The sequence below is a fragment of the Rhodobacteraceae bacterium S2214 genome (assembly GCA_025141675.1).
In the GTDB taxonomy this organism is placed as follows: domain Bacteria; phylum Pseudomonadota; class Alphaproteobacteria; order Rhodobacterales; family Rhodobacteraceae; genus Yoonia.
This window is the reverse complement of sequence record CP081161.1, coordinates 2,290,336-2,308,024: the sequence shown is the minus strand read 5'-3', so window position 1 is coordinate 2,308,024 and position 17,689 is coordinate 2,290,336. Positions and strand designations below refer to the sequence as shown.

The window sequence follows — 17,689 nt, the reverse complement described above, 5'->3', positions numbered from 1 at the left end:
GCAGGGCGCGCGCTTGAAAACTTATATTGGAAGGTGCTTACTTTGGCCCGATCATATCCTCGGGGCGCACAACCTTTTCAAAGGTTTCTTCGTCCACAAAGCCAAGCTTAATCGCTTCTTCTTTCAGTGTCGTACCGTTCTTGTGCGCCGTCTTCGCGACAGTCGTTGCGTTGTCGTAGCCGATGGTTGGTGCAAGTGCTGTGACAAGCATCAGCGATTCACGCATCAGTTTTTCGATGCGGTCTTCGTTGGCTTTGATGCCAGATACGCAGTTGTCAGTGAAGGCAGAGGATGCGTCACCGATAAGTTGCATAGATTGCAATACGTTATAGGCCATCATTGGCTTCATGACGTTCAGTTCAAAGTGGCCCTGTGAACCAGCAAAACCGACTGCAGCGTCGTTGCCCATTACATGCGCGCAGACCTGGGTGATCGCCTCGACCTGTGTTGGGTTCACTTTGCCCGGCATGATGGACGAGCCTGGTTCGTTTTCAGGCAACATCAATTCGCCGAGGCCGCAGCGCGGGCCAGAACCCAGCATGCGGATGTCTGCTGCGATTTTGTAAAGGCTGGCTGCGACAGTTTTCAAAGCGCCAGACATTTCGACAAGGGCGTCGTGACCTGCAAGCGCTTCGAATTTGTTCGGTGCTGTCACGAACGGCAAACCTGTGATCGACGCCATTTCCGCCGCCACGGTTTCACCCCAACCTTTTGGCGTGTTCAAACCAGTGCCGACGGCTGTACCGCCTTGTGCGAGTTCGTAGATCGCGGGCAGGGCGGCTTTGACGCGGCGGATGCCCATCGCCACTTGGTGAACGTAGCCGGAGAATTCCTGACCCAATGTCAGCGGTGTCGCGTCCATTGTGTGGGTCCGACCAATTTTGATGATGTGGTCGAACTCTTGCTGTTTCTGTTCCAACGCCGCGTGCAGTTTAGCAAGACCCGGCAGCAACACGTCGTGTGCTGTAGTCGCGACCGCGATATGCATGGCTGTCGGGAATGTGTCGTTTGACGACTGGCCCATGTTGCAGTGATCGTTCGGGTGCACTGGATCTTTGGACCCGATCTCGCCGCCCAAGATTTCAATCGCGCGGTTTGAAATAACTTCGTTCGCGTTCATGTTCGACTGTGTGCCGGACCCTGTTTGCCAAACGACAAGCGGGAAGTGATCGTCGAGCTTGCCAGCCACGACTTCGGATGCCGCTTCGATCATCGCGTCGGCCAGTTTTGCATCCAGCTTGCCACGTTCTTTGTTTGCGACGGCACAGGCCTGCTTAATCACGCCAAGTGCACGGACGATTGCAACGGGCTGCTTTTCCCAGCCAATTGGAAAGTTCATGATGGAACGCTGTGTCTGCGCCCCCCAATACCGGTCTGCTTGGACCTCCAGTGGGCCAAAGCTGTCGGATTCAGTACGGGTGGCGGTCATGGGACGCTCCAATCGTGTAAAGTATGCGGTTGTATACCGATTAGGCCGCAATTTCGGCCGCGGCAAGTCTTCAGTTCGGTTATTTGCGGAATTGATCGAGGCTGACCACATCAGCGTCTTTGCGTTCGGACGCTTGTTCTTCCGGCTCGGGCTCTACCATTTCTTGCATGGGCGCCTCTGGGATCGTTTCGACGTTTTCAGAATCGTCGTGATCATCGTCGTCGTCTTCACTTTGGGTTTCAAACCGCAGCCCGAATTCTACGGATGGATCCACAAACGTCTGGATCGAATCGTAAGGGATATAAAGCGGTTCGGGGTTTTCACCAAAGTTCAGAGTGATCGAAAACCCTTCGTCCGTTACTTCAAGATTGTCGAACCAATGCTGGATCACGACGGTCATTTCGCCCGGATACCGGTCCGATAGCCAATCAGCGATTTCGACGTCGGGGTGCATTGTATCAAAGGTGATAAAGAAATGATGTTCGCCCGGCAGGCCGTTTTCGGCGATGTCGGACAAAACTTTTTGGATCAAGCCACGCATGGCCCGGTGCATCAGGTTTCCATAATCAATGGTGCTTGAGGCTGGTGTACGGGTCACGGGCGGCACGTCCTTCACTTCACTTAACTGACCGACAACATACGGGATTCGAAGGCGGATGAAAGGGGGCGTGCGCAAACGTGTCAGAACATCGCGACTGTTCCACTGATTGCAGCACAGATAAACAGGACCCAAAGAAGATTGATATGTCGCCACAGCAAGAGCACCCCAGCCAGTCCGGCCAAAGCGACTGCTAATGGCTGTACGGTCGTCAGGTCTGGCCAAACGCTTGTGATTGGGCCTGCTGTGAAGGGTGTGACAGTGCCGAAAAAGACATGGAGCGCGAACCACACTGACAGGTTGGCGATGACCCCCACAACCGCGGCTGTGATGCCAGCAAGCGCTGCTTTCAGGCGCGGCTGTTGTTCCAGCCAGTCAATCAGCGGCGCGCCTGCAAAAATCCAGATAAAGCAGGGGACAAACGTCACCCACAAAGTCAGGACACCTGCGATCAAGGCCAGTCCGGTCCCGCCAGCCTGTGCGCCTGCGATCATGCCGACAAATTGCGTCACAAGGATCAGCGGCCCTGGCGTCGTTTCGGCTAACCCCAGTGCATCCATCATTTGTGGCGTTGTCAGCCAACCATAATCGCCAACGACTGCTTGGGTCATATAGGCTAGCACCGCGTAGGCACCGCCAAAGGTGACAACAGCGAGCCACGCAAAGAAGGCACCAATTTCGGCAAGGATAGGGTCGGCGTTTCCGATCAGGGCAAAGGGTGCGGCCCAAAGCAAACAACCGATCACGATGACCGCGAAACTTTTGGCCCACGGGAATTTTGCACTTGGCGTCGCAACTGTATCAGTCGCTGCGGTCATGGCCCCGACAATGGCCGCGATAACAATGACAATCGGAAAGGGCAGTGCAAAAAAGAACAATGCGACAAAGGCAAATGCAGCCAGCCATAGTGCTGTGCGCGAGACGAGCGCCCGTTTGGATACTTTGATCAATGCTTCGATGACGATCACGACAACGGTCGCCTTCACGCCCAAGAAAATCGCCTGCACGAGCGGTAACGACCCGTAACTGCCATACAGCAGTGCCAGCGCCATAATGACGATTGCGCCGGGTAGGACGAACAATCCGCCGCCGATCAAACCACCCAGAATGCCGCGCTTTCGCCAGCCAGCGTAGGTAGCAAGCTGCATGGCTTCGGGTCCGGGCAGCAACATGCAGAATGATAACGCTCTTAGGAATTGATCCTCGGTCAGCCAATCGCGGTCTTCGACCAGTGATTTATGCATCAAGGCAATTTGCGCGGCGGGGCCGCCGAACGACAGCAAACCTATGCGGCCAAAAACGCGGGTCAGGTCAGCGTAAGACGGGGTCATTGGTACGGCCAATCGTGTGTTTCGTCTTGGCCATCACGGGCCCAGCGATATAGCGCGTCATAAAGCGGCAAAGCGGCTTCTAACTGGGCTTGATCGTCTTTGTATTGGCGGGACGTACCGACAGAAAGCGCGAGCAACCCCGCAGCTTCTGGCACAGACGTATCATCTGTATCTGCGGCGCGTATCACGCGGCTCAGGCGGTCCAGCGTTGGTGTGCGCAGACCAAAGTGGTCCAGCATCGCGTCAAAGGTACATTGTCTGTCGCTGTGGGTGAAAGTGACGTCCGGCACGTCAAACGCGATTGCGTCGAACTTTTCAGCGACCAAGACAACTTCGGCAGGCGGGACAAAAAGAACGCGGGCGTCAGGTGCGATGAAGCGGCGGATCAGCCAAGGGCAAGCAATGCGGTCGATCTTGGGGCGATGGCGCGTGACCCACAGGTCGGTGCCCGTCAAAGCATCAAGCGAAATGCGGGGATAATCCGTTGCCAGCCATGCCAGAATACCGCCAGCCAGAACTTCGGCAGCTATGCCATGACTGCGCAAAACGGCGGCGGTGCCGTGGCTTAGTTTCTTGCCTTTCTGGCACACAACAACAACGGATTGGCCTTGCAGGGCAGGGATCATAGCCGTGATGTCTTTGTGGCTGCACGATACGCTTGTCGGGATGCGATACGGGTTTTCTGCGACGTCTTCGGGAATACAGACGTCGATGATCACGGGACAATCAGGCGTCCCGATTAATCGCATCAATTGCTTGCAGGACATTTCGGTGAAGCCAGGTTTTTGGGTGTCAGCCATGAGGGCATCCTTTCTGAGATGGTCAGTGGATGCGAACCTTTGGCATCAGCCTCACGGGGCGGTCGCGATCCCCATGACCTAGGAATGGCGGTCTGGGGGCCATGGGTCAAGGCAAAATTATCGGGCGCGCAGATTGTGTTGCGCTGTCTTATTGTGGTAGTTGGCGAAACAATAATAACGACATATTGCGGTAAACAAACCAAAGTTTGGGCCGCGTCGCGTGGGGGAATGAGTAGATGAAACTAGGCGAAGCCATTGGAATGGTTGCTGTTGGCGCGATTGCGACGTTCGGTGTGACACAATTTCTGTTCACGGATGCTGCACCGGAAGAGGCAACTGGAATCGGTGCAAATGTACCCGTTGTTGACGCAGCACCTACGGAGATTGCTACGACAGACGATGTGGCGGCGGATACGCCCGCACCTTTGACCGATGACGTTCAGGTTTCCCGTATGGCGTCGAACCTCGACACCTTTGCTATTCTCGAACAGGTCATTAGCTCGCATCAGAACGAAGATGCCGCAGCTGGTGAAGATGTCGTCAAGCTGACGCCGGAGCAGGAACAAGTCATTGAAATGTTCCGCGCGACCGCACGACGCCAGAACGAAAACAAAGGGGCTGCTGGTGATGGCAGTCTTGTGTTGAATAACATGGCCGTCGTCGGGTTGAACGTCCGCTATTATTACACCGTCATGCTGCCACATTCTGCGCTGGAACCGGAGCAAGTGATCGAACGCCAGCAGTCAAAAGTGATCGGCGCGGTTTGTGGGTCGCCAGAAATCAAAATCTTGATGGAAGACTACGGTTTTGATTACACCTATTCATATCTGTCCGAAGATCGCCGCTTGATCGGCACGATTGATGCAAACCTCGAAACCTGCACAGGCTGATTAACCTAGCACTTGGCTGAGTTCCCTGATGATCTTGCGTCTAATAGCGTCGGGGTATTCGCGGTGCGTGCGCGCCGTAATCACAAAGCCATCGCGGGTGATGATATGCCTTTGGAAAAAGGTTGTGATGGCGACGCCCATCGATTCAATCGCGATCCCATTGATCGTGATCCCGCGGCGTTGGGCAAATTGCCGTGCTGTACCGCTATCCGATCCGGCATTCGGGGTGCCATCGCCAGAGACATCGATGACTTGCCGCTTACAGTCCGGAGCGCTGCGAAACAGGTCGACGGCGTAGTATATCGCCTCTGCGGGTGCTGTGTCGGACAGCACAAACGCGCGGGTCATCAAACGTGCGTCGGCGGACAAGCGTTCTGCGTCAAATTTCGTTCGTATTTGACGCCATGGGATGCTGAGTTCTTGGCGTTCCGCCCCTGACCATTGCATCACGGCGATTGCAACGTCTCCCGCGACCATTGCGTCAACGATTTCTGGGTCTAGTAGAGCGTCGGCCATACCATCGACCTGCAAACGGTATTCGGCAACATCGACGGAATTTGACACATCAATCGACAAAACAAGAGCTGTATCGCAAGCCATGCAGGGCGATGCAAAACCAAGACATGCGGCGATCAGACTAAGGATTTTCATCCCAACAGCCTGCGCGGGGTCGCTGAAATTTGCAACCTTCCGGTTTAGGCAGTGATCATGCGAGCTTCGTGGCGTTTGATCTGAAGGCGGGCAGAGGGGCCGTAACTGATCGGGCTCATTGCGACCTTTGGGAAGAGGCGGAACAATTCTGCTCGCGTCGCCGCAGACAGGGCATCAAGCGCCATCGCACCCGGATGGAAGCTTTCGGACCACGCGCCGTCGGCACAGATCACTTCGTGCCGTTCAAACGCGAGATGCACGTATGTGACCGTGTCGCGGTGGACCTGCCGGATGGTGGTGTCGTTGATCAGATGCTTGGCTGGGGCCAATGCTTCTTGTGCGCCGCTGGCCAGTTCGCAACGCCATCCGGATAAGAGCATCCGGTGTTGCGGTGACACTTCGAACGCGGCGTGCAGGCCAAGCGCATTTTCGGCAAAGCGGATTGGCGCGAGATCACCCAGAGCAGCAACCGTTGTCGTCCCAATCCATCGGATCGGCTGTGCACCATGATCGCGTGTGATGACCTGATCTCCCGTGCGCAGCGTTTCAATCGGGATTTCGCCGCGCGGTGTCAGGATCAGTGCGCCAGTCGTGAAACAGGCAACCGTTTCAATGTTCTGGAAGGTAATGCTGTCACCGGTTTCACTGCCGTCTGCATCCAGATAGACCACTGTTCCGTTGACTGCGCTCGGATCATCATTCTGATAATCGACGCGGAAACGGCTGCCTTTGATTGTCAGTGTGTCTTCGCCTGAGCCACCGCTTATTTTGGCGACATCAGCACCTGCCTCGACAGTGATGGTATCACTGCCGCTACCAAGAAAGACCTCGGGCGCGGACGTGTTTTCACCAAGGCTGACAGTGTCATCACCGGCCCCTGCACGGATACGCGCGACATCTGCAAAGTCATCAAGCGTGATTTCGTCGTTGCCGCTGCCGCCGGAGACGTCACCTAGGACTTCGCCATCGCCGCCGATATACAAAACGTCGTCACCGCTTCCAGTACGCACATCACCGGTGATCGTGCCGCTGGTCTGGGTGAAGGTGTCGTTGCCACTGCCGTGCTGTACGTTGCCGTTCACGATCGTGCCGCCGCGCACCGTAATTTCATCATCGCCAGCGCCGCCTTGCACCGTGTCGTCAATGCGTTGCGATACAAGATCGAAATCGTCGTCGAACCACGTTGTGTCCGGTGCGGCCGTATCAACTAAATCCATAGGTGCGGCCAGGAACGGATCGTCCTGCACCGCATCAACGCCCGTTGTGCGCATCAGGATATCGTTCAGCCCGCTTTGTTGTACCTCGGCGATGATGTCTTCGCCAATCGCCGGATCAAGCTGACCAAATTCCGGATCAGCGTCACGGATGCGGCTGAACTGGTCCGCGACGATAAACGTAAACGTCGGACCTAGTTGCGTGTCGCCGATCGAATCCTCGGCCAATCCACCAACCCACAGATCAACGTCATGGACCGTATCGTAAACTTCGGCCAAGGCGGCTTGTTGGTCTGGGTCGGAAGTGATGATCGAAAAGTCGTAAGGATCGAGCGTGTCCGGATCAATATCACCGAGCAGAGCGGCACGGGTGTCCACGTAGCTTTGCAGGCCATGATCTTGGCCGCGCAACAGGTTCAATGCCACAAGGCTGAACCCTGAAAGACCATCGGGCGACGACAAAAAGAAGTTCAGGTCATCCACAACTTTGGTGTCGAATTCTTGCGCGTTGCTGGTCAACTGGCCGCGCAGGATCGCATCCAGATCGCCGTCTTTCAGCGGATCGGCGTTAAAGAACGCGTCCATAATGGCCAGATCACCATCTTCGGTATCGGTGCCATCGGCGTTGATGCGGGGCAGGGTGCTGGACACCATGGTGTGTCCAAACCGGAACGCAGCCGTGGAAAACTCGACCGATATTTCACCCACGGCATCCGGATCATGACTGTCATAATCACCAGCGGCTTCACCGATCAGATGCGGCAGCCATTGTTCGTAAGTGATTGACTGCAATTCATAAGTAACGATCTGGCGTGCTGCATCAAACAGCTGATCATCCGTCCAATCGGGATGTTCTTCTGCCAATCGTTCGGCCCAATAGTTATGTTCACGCGCCATGACCGTGTGCATCGACGCAAGTGCCGGATTTTCGTTGGCGCGAATGTCGCCCGATAAAAAGACCGGATCGTCTGAATGAATATCACCCGCCATGAAACTATCGGGATCAGCCAACGGCATAAGCCCGTCATCGGATGCGGGATCGTCCGACATCCGGAGTTTCCCACCCTCAAAGCTGCGCAAATCTGCGGTGCGTTCTTCGGTTGATCCATAGACTTGGCTGCCGTCGATCTGCCACGAAATGGCATTCGTCGGCACGCGTGCGCCGTCCTCGCCGATCTCATACACGGACCGCGCGAGAGGGGCGACAAGCCCTTCAGCGGTCAAAACCTCTGCGTGGCTTTCTAGGGATAGCGTAATGTCGTGGTCCAGAAACTGACCCCACGCCACAAACATATTGCTTAGCCCCGCCGCATTTGGCGTGTCACCGTCTTGGTCAAACAGATTGGCCGAAATCGCGACTGGATCGGTGCCGCCGACAGCTTCGCCGACGCCGTCAGCATAGTTTGCTTCGGTCAAACGGATTTGTGGCTTTGGATCGTGGGTAAAGGGCATGGAACCGGTCACACTTGTTAACGTGTCCCATAGGTTTCACGATTCTGTGTTGTGACAAAGGGCTATGTGGCAGAAAAAAGGCCTGATTATATGGCGTTAACCAGATAATCAGGCCCAATTCCTTGGATTGTTTCTAGTGTGGGATCAACCGCCCCAAGATCGGACAGGACCACAATCCATATGCACGAAATTAGAACCGGAATACCGACCGACACCACCGGCAGCACATGACCGTGCGGCACGCGCCATCTGCGCGGTAGAGCGGCTTTCCAAGCGCAGATCAGCGGCCTGACCTTGGATGTGCAGTGAATTGCGCGCCACGCCCGAAGACCGGCTGCGCAGCATCGCGTTCGTTTCAGGTGACCGGTAACCGGACAACAACATGTACGGTTCGTTTGCATCCAAAAGACGCAAAGACGCGGCCATGATATCGATGTTGCGGATATCGATATTGATTGTTTTGTTGTTACGCCAGTCGCGCATGAACGTGTTGATTTCAGCCAGCGCTTCACCAACGTATTGGCCTTCGATCCAGTAGATCGTGTCCATGCGTTCGCCGGTACGCCCGGAATACATCCGCAAGCGGCGTACGTCGCCGCCACCGCGCAAGAATCCTGCTGCATTTGAATAGGTTGGTGCCGCTGCTACAGCTGTTGCTGCAAACGCGCGAAGCACGCCGCGTCGGGTCATGCCCGATGTCGAAGTATTTGTCATATCTATGCGCCTGTCCCGTCGCTCGATCTGATGTCGGCTTTTCGCCGACGATGCACTGTTCCCCCAGATGCACGCACAACTTCTCACAAACCTGTCAGTCAACCAAGTGCTTTGTGTCGAAATGGCCATAATTGATCCAAAATAGGCGAATTTCGGCCAATTGAACGGATCAAACATTGGACGTGTCATTTTGATCACGTCTAGTGCCGTCAGGCATACGGATGTTTTCAACGTGATTAGACACCTACAACATATTGTGCGTACACAGTTGGATAACGCTGCCCGCGGCAATAATTTCGGGCAAAAGACGAGTATTCTAGGGGGAATAATGGGTCGGTTTATCGATTTCGCTGGCGCGCGGTTGCGTCGTTTTGGATGTGTTGTAAGCGTTGTCGCACTGGCCGGAACTGCCATTCCTGCAAGCGTTCAGGCACAAGTTACTGCTTTTCGCCAAGCCGTTGCTGAAACTGCGGCGCGTGACGATGATGTGGCTGCGTTTTACCGGTCTCGTAATTTCGAAGGGATTTGGAGCGGCGATTCGGCGATGGGGCACCGCAACGCGTTGTTGTCCGCGCTTGAAAATGCAGGTCACCATGGCCTGCCCACGAACCGCTATGATGTCGCGTCCCTAATTGCACAAATGCAATCTGCACGGACACCAGCAGAGCTGGGTGAGATCGAAGTGCTGTTGACCAAGACGTTCTTGCAATACGCCCGCGACGTCCAATCCGGTGTGTTGCGTCCAAAGTCGGTTGATCCGATGATTGTCCGTGAAGTAACCTATACGCCGCGTGTCGATCTTCTGACGGAATTCCGCAGCAGCAACCCTACGACTTTCCTGCGGTCATTGCCGCCAAGCACACCAGAATACACGCGATTGGTTGCTGCAAAATTGCGTTTGGAAACCCAACAAGCGACAGGCGGTTGGGGTCCGGTAGTGAACGCTGAAAAGCTGGAAGCAGGGGCCACTGGTACAGAAGTCATCGCCTTACGGAACCGTTTGGTTGCGATGGGATATTTAGAGCGGTCTGTCACCGCAACCTATGATGCGCAGATCGTCGAAGCTGTTCGTGCATTTCAGCGCAGTCATGGTTTGCAAGAAGATGGCACTGCTGGTCCGTCTACAATCGCGGAAATTAACCGCCCGATTAGCGAACGACTTCAGTCGATTGTGGTCGCGATGGAACGCGAACGCTGGTTCAGCCAAGACAAAGGCGACCGCCATGTTTGGGTGAATCTGACTGATTTCTCAGCGAAGGTCGTTGATTTTGGCCAAGTTACATTTTCGACACGTTCCGTGATCGGGGCCGTCGATCCGGACCGTGAAACGCCCGAATTTTCCGACATCATGGAATATATGGTGATCAACCCGAGCTGGTACGTCCCACGCTCTATCGTCACAAAGGAATACCTACCGCAGATGCAGCGTAACCGTGGTGCTGCTGGTCATTTGCTGATCACGGACCGCAATGGCCGGACGGTGAACCGTGCGAATATCGACTTTAACCGTTACAACGCGCGTAACTTCCCGTTCTCGATGCGCCAGCCTCCGTCGAACCGGAACGCCCTTGGTTTGGTGAAGTTCATGTTCCCGAACCAATACAATATCTATTTGCATGACACGCCCGCCAAAAGCCTATTTGGCCGCGAAGTTCGCGCCTACAGCCACGGCTGTATCCGTCTGAACGATCCGTTTGATTTCGCCTATGCATTGCTGGCGAAACAGTCTGATAACCCCGAAGAATTGTTCCAGTCGCGCTTGCGGACGGGCAATGAATCGCGTGTGACGTTGGATGAAGCTGTTCCTGTGCATTTGGTGTACCGAACCGCGTTCACGACGAACACGGGCGACGTGGAGTTTCGTCGCGACATCTACGGGCGTGACCGTAAGATCTGGAATGCACTGACCCGCGAAGGGGTGGTCGTTCCCGGCGTTCAGGGCTAAGTCTGTCCCACGACCTCCAAGCTGGGTCAAAGGGCAGGGATAGATGACACAAACGATTGCAACGATCGCACAGGCGCTTGGTGCTCAGGTTCTGGGCGACGGGACTGTGGCTGTTCAAGGCCTGTCAGAGCCCGCGTCAGCAGGGCCGGATGATCTGGCCCTTGCGATGTCGCCGCGTTATGGCGAGGCGCTGAAAACAAGTGATGCGGTTGCTGCAATCGTCTGGGCGGATGCCGATTGGCAAGCGCTTGGTCTGAAAGCGGCGATTGTTGTGCCCCGTCCGCGTCTCGCAATGTCAGTCCTGACCCAGATGATGGACAAGCCGTTGATCGGGCAGGGCATCCATCCGTCTGCGATCATCGATCCATCTGCCACTATCGCTGAAGGCGTTTCTATTGGACCGTTCTGTGTGGTTGGTGCAGATGCAGTCATCGGGGCTGATACAACGATTGCCGAACATGTCAGCATCGGGGCTGGTGCAATGGTTGGCGCGCGCGGTGAAATACATGCGGGCGTACGGATTGGACGAAATGTGCGGATCGGGGATCGGGCTATTTTGCACCCCAATGTTGTGATCGGTGCGGATGGATTTTCATTCGTCACCGCAACACCTTCTATTGCTGAAATCGGACGACGGACACTGGGCAAGACGGCTTTTGAAGCGTCAGATGACGCCATCCAACATCGTATTCATTCACTTGGATCGGTCGTCTTGGGGGATCATGTCGAAGTTGGTGCAAACGCGACAATTGATGCTGGCACCATTCGTCCGACGCAAGTTGGACGCGGCACGAAGATCGATAACCTTGTGCAAGTTGGGCACAATGTCATTGTCGGCGAAGATTGCCTTTTGTGCGCGCAAACGGCTGTGGCTGGGTCTGCTGTGATCGGAGATCGGTCAATCTTAGGGGGAAAGTCTGGTGTCGCTGATAACATTTCTATTGGATCCGATTGCCTGCTTGGTGGCGCCGCGATTGTGCTGGGCAATACACCTCGTGGCAGCTTTATGATGGGCTATCCGGCCAAGCCGATGCTGACGTTCCGCGCTGAACAACGGGCGCTGCGTGATGCGGCCCAAAACGGGGCCCGTCGTAATCTTGTTTCCAAACCAAGTGATGATACATAAGCGCAAAGTCAGAACGAGGTCGGTCCGTGAATACCCAAGACAAAGTCATCGCTATTATCGCCGAACAAGCTTTGATGGACCCGTCTGATATCAAACTGACTGATACGCCGGAATTGCTTGGGATCGATAGTATGGGGCTGGTTGAAACCATCTTCGGTATCGAAGAAGCTTTTGATATCGCCGTTCCATTTAACGCGAACGAACCATCGGAAAGCGATTTTGACATCTCGGATGTCGCGGCCATCATCAAGGCGGTTGACCGTCTTGTGACAGAGCAGGCCTAGCCTATGCGCCGTGTGGTGATCACGGGTGCTGGCACGATTAACCCATTGGGTCATGATGTGGCGTCTACAATGGACGCAATGCGCGAAGGACGCTGCGGTATTGGTCCACTGGATATCCGTGACGTTGATCGGTTGCAGATCAAGATTGGCGCACAGGTGCGTGGCTATGACGAAGCGGACCATTTTGATCGCCAGAAACTGACGCTTTACGATCGTTTTACCCAATTTGCGCTTTTGGCTGCAGATCAGGCGATTGCGCAGTCAGGCATGAACTTTGATGGCGAACTGTCTGATAAGTCAGGTGTTATTCTCGGCACGTCCGGCGGTGGATTGAATACCCAAGACGACAATTATCGCGCCGTTTATGAGGACGGTAAAAACCGTATCCATCCGTTTATCGTGCCACGTCTAATGAACAACGCGGCTGTGTCCCATGTGGCCATGACCCATAATCTGCGCGGTCCCAGCTTCACTGTTGCGACCGCATGCGCGTCATCCAATCACGCAATGGGACAGGCGTTTAACATGGTCCGGTCCGGGATGGCTCCGGTCATGGTTACGGGCGGATCAGAGGCGATGCTGTGCTTTGGCGGGATCAAAGCATGGGAAGGTTTGCGGGTCATGTCAAAAGACGGCTGCCGCCCGTTTTCAGCCAATCGTAACGGCATGGTCCAAGGCGAAGGGGCGGCTGTGTTTGTGTTTGAGGATATGGAACACGCTCAGGCCCGCGGTGCTGACATTCTGTGTGAAGTCGTGGGTTTCGCCATGTCTTCCGACGCATCTGATATCGTGGTGCCGTCACCGGATGGGGCCGCGCGTGCGATTGCCGGTGCGGTACGGGATGCGCAGGTCGATGTCGATGCTGTTGGCTACATCAATGCCCACGGGACCGGCACGACCGTGAACGACAAAACGGAATGTGCCGCGATCAGGGATGTGTTTGGTACGCATGCGGACAACCTGATGATATCATCCACGAAATCGATGCATGGTCATCTGATCGGCGGTACGGGTGCGGTTGAACTTTTGTCCTGCATCATGGCCGTGAAGGACGGTGTCATCGCACCGACGATTGGATTTGAGACGCCTGATCCGGCGTGTGATTTGGATGTCGTGCCGAATGAAGCGCGGGGAGCAAAAGTTGATGTCGCTTTGTCCAATGCATTTGCATTTGGCGGCCTGAACGCTGTTATCGCTGTCAAAGCCGCATAAGAAAGGGCGCCGCAGATTTCTCTGGGCGCCCATCTATCAACCGTAAAACTTAGATTACTCGGACAAGCCGTCGTAGCCTGCTGTAAAGCCGCTTAACGAAACGTTCAGCTCAACTGCTTCGTCAGGTGCTGCTGCTGGGACCATCACGATGGTCGCCGCGTTGCCGCGTTTGAATTGTGCGACTTCTTCTGCTGTGAAACCCACGCGGGCCACGCAGCCTGCGGTGTTACAGAATGTGAACGGGTAACGACGTGCCGCACCGCCATCAACTGACAGGGTCAGCTGCTGTGTCAGAAGCGTTTCAAGTGGTGCGACGATTGTTGCACCAGCTGCTGCACGACCGGACCCTTCCAGCGGGAAGATGCTGATTTCAGCGACAGAATTGCCAGACGCGTCGTTCAACAACTGATACAGCTGGCAAGGATCGGCATTGCCGGGTTCAGATTTCAGGCAACGGTACACCCAGTCACCGGATTCCCCACGCACGTAAGGTTGGCCAACTGCAAGATCATCAACAGTTGGTTCTGCGGCGTCATCAAGCAACGTACCCAATGACAGGCCGTCAGCAGGATCAGCTTCAACCGCTGGTGCGGCTTCTTCGGTGGTGGCGTCGTCGGTCGCAGTTTCTTGTGCGAATGCAGGTGTCGCCAACATCAAGGCGACCAAAAACGGTGTAGCGGTCTTCAACATGAATATCAGTCCATTGGTTTTAGTTGACTCGGATTAGCACGGTAAAACACGGGTGTCAGGGGCAAAACCGCCCAAAGCGGCAAAGGTCTGCTTATATCCACCTGCGCAACTTACATGGGTCAAGAAAAAAGGGCCCCTGCAGCGCAAGGACCCTTCTTCTATGTCTCCCTGTCGGACTTTGCCGACTTATTACGCGAACGCTACGGAATGACGCACAGATCGTCAACTGGATAGTTCGAAAAATTGAGTAAAACGGGGGATTAAGCCCAAAAAAGCCGTGCCCGAAGGCACGGCAAGTCTGACAGGGAGTCAAGCGCCGCGCATCTGGGAGGGGGGAGTGACGGCAGCGCTACATTAGACCTAGCGCAAACTAGTTAAGATTGTATTTTGTCTCAGCACAAAAGGAGTACTTGGCGGATGTCTGACAGAATTTTTATTGGTGGCGGTGGTCAAGACTACGCTGAAGCGCAATCCTTGTTGCTTGATAAGTCAAACCGTCATGGTCTGATTGCGGGTGCGACTGGCACCGGCAAAACCGTGACGCTTCAGATTTTGGCCGAAGGGTTTGCCGCCAATGGCGTGCCGGTGTTTTTGTCGGACGTGAAGGGTGATCTGTCCGGCCTTGCCGCGTCGGGCAGCGCTGAGTTTAAATTGCATGATGCGTTCATGAAACGCGCCGCGACGATCGGCCTTGATCTGCAATACGACAAGTTTCCGGTCACGTTCTGGGATCTGTTTGGCAAACAAGGCCACCCGATCCGCGCGACAGTCGCCGAAATGGGGCCGCTGCTGTTGTCCCGATTGATGGAACTGACGGACGTCCAAGAAGGTGTGATGAACGTCGCCTTCCGCGTCGCCGATGAGGAAGGTCTGCCGCTGCTCGACCTAAAAGACCTGCAAGCGTTGCTGGTCTGGGTCGGACAAAACGCGTCTGATCTTTCATTGCGCTACGGCAACGTATCAACGTCATCTGTGGGGGCGATCCAACGACAGTTGCTTGTGTTGGAAAACCAAGGTGGGTCTGCACTGTTTGGCGAACCTGCGCTCGATTTGCACGATCTGATGCGCACCGATACGGACGGGCGCGGTATGATCAACATCCTCGCGGCAGACCAGTTGATGGCCAGCCCGCGGCTTTACGCGACATTCCTGCTTTGGCTGCTGTCCGAATTGTTCGAAGTCATGCCGGAGGTCGGCAACCCCGATAAACCCAAGCTCGTGTTTTTCTTCGACGAAGCCCATTTGCTGTTCGACGACGCGCCCAAAGCGCTGGTTGATAAGGTCGAACAAGTTGCCCGCCTGATCCGGTCCAAAGGTGTGGGCATCTATTTCATCACACAAAACCCTGCCGACGTGCCTGACGATGTGTTGTCACAGCTGGGCAACCGTGTGCAGCACGCGCTGCGGGCCTTCACTGCGAAAGATCGTAAAGAACTGAAATTGGCCGCGCAAACCTATCGCGACAATCCGGCATTCGATACGGCAGAGGCGATCCAGGAAGTCGGAACAGGCGAAGCGGTCACATCGATGCTCGACGCAAAGGGCATTCCCATGATCGTGGAACGGACGTTGATTCGCCCGCCGTCTTCGCAATTGGGGCCATTGTCCGCAAACGAACGCAAGGCAGTGATGAACGCGTCACCAATGGCGGGCAAGTACAACACAACCATCGACCGCGACTCTGCGCATGAAATGCTGACCAAACGCGCGGCAGATGCAGCAGCCGAAGCGGAAAAGGCGGAAGCCGAAGAAGAACGTCTGGAAGAAAAAGAACGCGAATTTAAAGCGGCACGGCGTTATTCGGGGAATGGAACCAAGGGGCGTTCAACCTCAAAACGGTCCACCAAAGACAACAGCTTTGGCGGGGCGTTGGCATCGGTCGTGGCAAAAGAACTCAAAGGCACCACTGGCCGCCGTTTGGTGCGTGGTATCTTGGGCAGCCTGTTCAAAGGGCGCTAACCCTTTGGTCCATAAGACAGACAATTTCCGCCGGAGGCATCACTTAGGTGCCACCGACGGAAAAGTCATTAAAGTGGCCGGATCTTCAGCTCGGCGATCCGGTTTTCTTCTTTGCTCACGACTTCAAACCGGAAGCCGTGGAAACTGAATACCTGACCTTCAATCGGGATCATCTGCGCTTCGTGGATGACCAGACCGGCCACTGTGTTGGCCTCTTCGTCGGGCATGTTCCAGTCGTGGGCGCGGTTCAAGTCGCGGATTGTCATACTGCCGTCGACAAGATAGGTGCCGTCGGCACATTTCTCGATCTGGTGGTCTTCGTCTTCGTCGAATTCATCGGCAATCTCACCGACGATTTCTTCCAAGATGTCTTCCAGCGTGATCAAGCCCTGCAGGCCGCCGTATTCGTCCACAACGAGCGCAAAGTGTGCTTTACGCAGCAAGAACTGGCGCATCTGATCGTCCAGCGTTGTGGTTTCAGGCACAAAATACGGGTCCATTGCGACCGACATGATGTCGAAGGATTGCAATGCTTTTTCCGTGTTTTCGTCACTGGTCAGCAAATTATATAGCGCCCGCGACAGGTCTTTGGCGTGGATCACGCCGACGATATTCTCGGGATCGTCACGGTAGATCGGGTGGCGCGTGTTTTTGGACTGTAGGATTTGCGCCAGGATTTCTTGGGCGGGAAGGGCCGCATCAACCATCTCAATATTGGAACGGTGGAGCATGATTTCCTCAACCGCGCGTTCGTTCAGATCAAGCGCGCCCAAAATTCGGTCGCGGTCTTCTTTTTCGACGAACCCTTCTGAATGGCCAAGTTGCAAGGCACCTGCGATTTCTTCGCGAACCGCAAGGATGTGGCTGTCTGGGTCTGTTTGCACACCGAACAGGCGCAAGATTGCGCGGACAAGCACACGCACCATCGCAACGATGGGTGAAAAGATCAGCACCACAAATGCAATCGGGCGCGCCACACGGGATGCGACCAGTTCGGGGTTCGTGATCGCGTAGGTTTTGGGCAGTACCTCGGCGAAGATCAGCACCAGTAAGGTCATGATCAGGGTCGCTGCCGCTACGCCGTTTTGGCCAAAGACCTTGGTCAGCACGGCGGTTGCAAGCGATGTCGCCAGAATGTTCACGACGTTGTTGCCCAGCAGAACCGACCCGATCAGCCGTTCGCTGTCGTCTGTCAGGTCCAATGCGGTTTCAGCACCCTTCGATCCACGATCCGCAGCAGAGCGTAATTTGCCCCGTGATGCGGCGGTAAGAGCAGTTTCTGACCCAGAGAAAAAGCCTGACATGGCAAGCAAAACTAAAATAGCGGCCGCAGTAATCCAAAACGCGGCGTCAAATGTCGAGGGGTCCATTGCTCTCTTTCAATAATAGGGTGG

At 55.2% G+C, this 17,689-nt stretch carries 15 protein-coding genes; 6 read left to right on the top strand and 9 right to left on the bottom strand.

Annotated features, from left to right (window positions below; genetic code table 11):
• Nucleotides 1–37 precede the first annotated feature (37 nt).
• The 4 genes from fumC to K3729_11490 form a co-directional block, all read right to left on the bottom strand.
• Entirely contained in the window at nucleotides 38–1,429 is a 1,392-nt protein-coding gene (gene fumC, locus K3729_11505) for a class II fumarate hydratase (protein ID UWQ98093.1), read from the bottom strand.
• A gap of 79 nt (nucleotides 1,430–1,508) precedes the next feature.
• Nucleotides 1,509–1,982, bottom strand: coding sequence for a hypothetical protein (locus K3729_11500; protein UWR01028.1), 474 nt, complete (start codon nucleotides 1,980–1,982; stop codon nucleotides 1,509–1,511).
• A gap of 128 nt (nucleotides 1,983–2,110) precedes the next feature.
• Nucleotides 2,111–3,358, bottom strand: a complete 1,248-nt coding sequence (gene chrA / locus K3729_11495) for a chromate efflux transporter (GenBank protein UWQ98092.1) — start codon at nucleotides 3,356–3,358, stop codon at nucleotides 2,111–2,113.
• Nucleotides 3,355–4,125, bottom strand: coding sequence for a chromate resistance protein (locus K3729_11490; GenBank protein ID UWR01027.1), 771 nt, complete (start codon nucleotides 4,123–4,125; stop codon nucleotides 3,355–3,357). Before K3729_11490 ends, chrA begins: the two co-directional genes overlap by 4 nt.
• Before the next feature lie 269 nt (nucleotides 4,126–4,394).
• Here K3729_11490 and K3729_11485 point away from each other — a divergent pair, with 269 nt between their 5' ends.
• Entirely contained in the window at nucleotides 4,395–5,048 is a 654-nt protein-coding gene (locus K3729_11485) for a hypothetical protein (protein ID UWQ98091.1), read from the top strand.
• Here K3729_11485 and K3729_11480 read toward each other — a convergent pair whose 3' ends face one another.
• From K3729_11480 to K3729_11470, 3 genes are all read right to left on the bottom strand, one after another.
• Nucleotides 5,049–5,699, bottom strand: coding sequence for a DUF1194 domain-containing protein (locus K3729_11480; GenBank protein UWQ98090.1), 651 nt, complete (start codon nucleotides 5,697–5,699; stop codon nucleotides 5,049–5,051). It lies immediately after the preceding gene.
• A gap of 44 nt (nucleotides 5,700–5,743) precedes the next feature.
• Nucleotides 5,744–8,365, bottom strand: coding sequence for a Hint domain-containing protein (locus K3729_11475; GenBank protein ID UWQ98089.1), 2,622 nt, complete (start codon nucleotides 8,363–8,365; stop codon nucleotides 5,744–5,746).
• 144 nt (nucleotides 8,366–8,509) lie between these two features.
• Nucleotides 8,510–9,079 carry a DUF882 domain-containing protein gene (locus K3729_11470; GenBank protein ID UWQ98088.1) on the bottom strand — a complete coding sequence of 190 codons (570 nt, stop codon included), beginning with the start codon at nucleotides 9,077–9,079 and terminating at the stop codon, nucleotides 8,510–8,512.
• 328 nt (nucleotides 9,080–9,407) lie between these two features.
• Between K3729_11470 and K3729_11465 the strand changes: the two genes are divergently transcribed.
• From K3729_11465 to K3729_11450, 4 genes are read left to right on the top strand one after another with little or no spacing between them, the layout of a single operon-like run.
• Entirely contained in the window at nucleotides 9,408–11,024 is a 1,617-nt protein-coding gene (locus K3729_11465) for a L,D-transpeptidase family protein (GenBank protein ID UWQ98087.1), read from the top strand.
• 43 nt (nucleotides 11,025–11,067) lie between these two features.
• Nucleotides 11,068–12,150 carry a UDP-3-O-(3-hydroxymyristoyl)glucosamine N-acyltransferase gene (lpxD, locus tag K3729_11460; protein UWQ98086.1) on the top strand — a complete coding sequence of 361 codons (1,083 nt, stop codon included), beginning with the start codon at nucleotides 11,068–11,070 and terminating at the stop codon, nucleotides 12,148–12,150.
• A gap of 26 nt (nucleotides 12,151–12,176) precedes the next feature.
• The gene (locus K3729_11455) at nucleotides 12,177–12,434 is read left to right on the top strand and encodes an acyl carrier protein (GenBank protein UWQ98085.1); all 258 of its coding nucleotides are present in this window, start codon (nucleotides 12,177–12,179) and stop codon (nucleotides 12,432–12,434) included.
• A gap of 3 nt (nucleotides 12,435–12,437) precedes the next feature.
• Nucleotides 12,438–13,646 carry a beta-ketoacyl-[acyl-carrier-protein] synthase family protein gene (locus tag K3729_11450; protein ID UWQ98084.1) on the top strand — a complete coding sequence of 403 codons (1,209 nt, stop codon included), beginning with the start codon at nucleotides 12,438–12,440 and terminating at the stop codon, nucleotides 13,644–13,646.
• 54 nt (nucleotides 13,647–13,700) lie between these two features.
• On the opposite strand, the gene K3729_11445 is transcribed toward K3729_11450, so the two are convergent.
• Entirely contained in the window at nucleotides 13,701–14,336 is a 636-nt protein-coding gene (locus tag K3729_11445) for an invasion associated locus B family protein (protein UWQ98083.1), read from the bottom strand.
• A gap of 417 nt (nucleotides 14,337–14,753) precedes the next feature.
• Between K3729_11445 and K3729_11440 the strand changes: the two genes are divergently transcribed.
• On the top strand, nucleotides 14,754–16,295 hold the full coding sequence (locus K3729_11440; GenBank protein UWQ98082.1) for a DUF853 domain-containing protein: 1,542 nt from the start codon (nucleotides 14,754–14,756) through the stop codon (nucleotides 16,293–16,295).
• 68 nt (nucleotides 16,296–16,363) lie between these two features.
• Here the strand turns inward: K3729_11440 and K3729_11435 are convergent, their stop codons facing one another.
• Nucleotides 16,364–17,665 carry an HlyC/CorC family transporter gene (locus K3729_11435; protein UWQ98081.1) on the bottom strand — a complete coding sequence of 434 codons (1,302 nt, stop codon included), beginning with the start codon at nucleotides 17,663–17,665 and terminating at the stop codon, nucleotides 16,364–16,366.
• Between the last annotated feature and the right edge of the window lie 24 nt (nucleotides 17,666–17,689).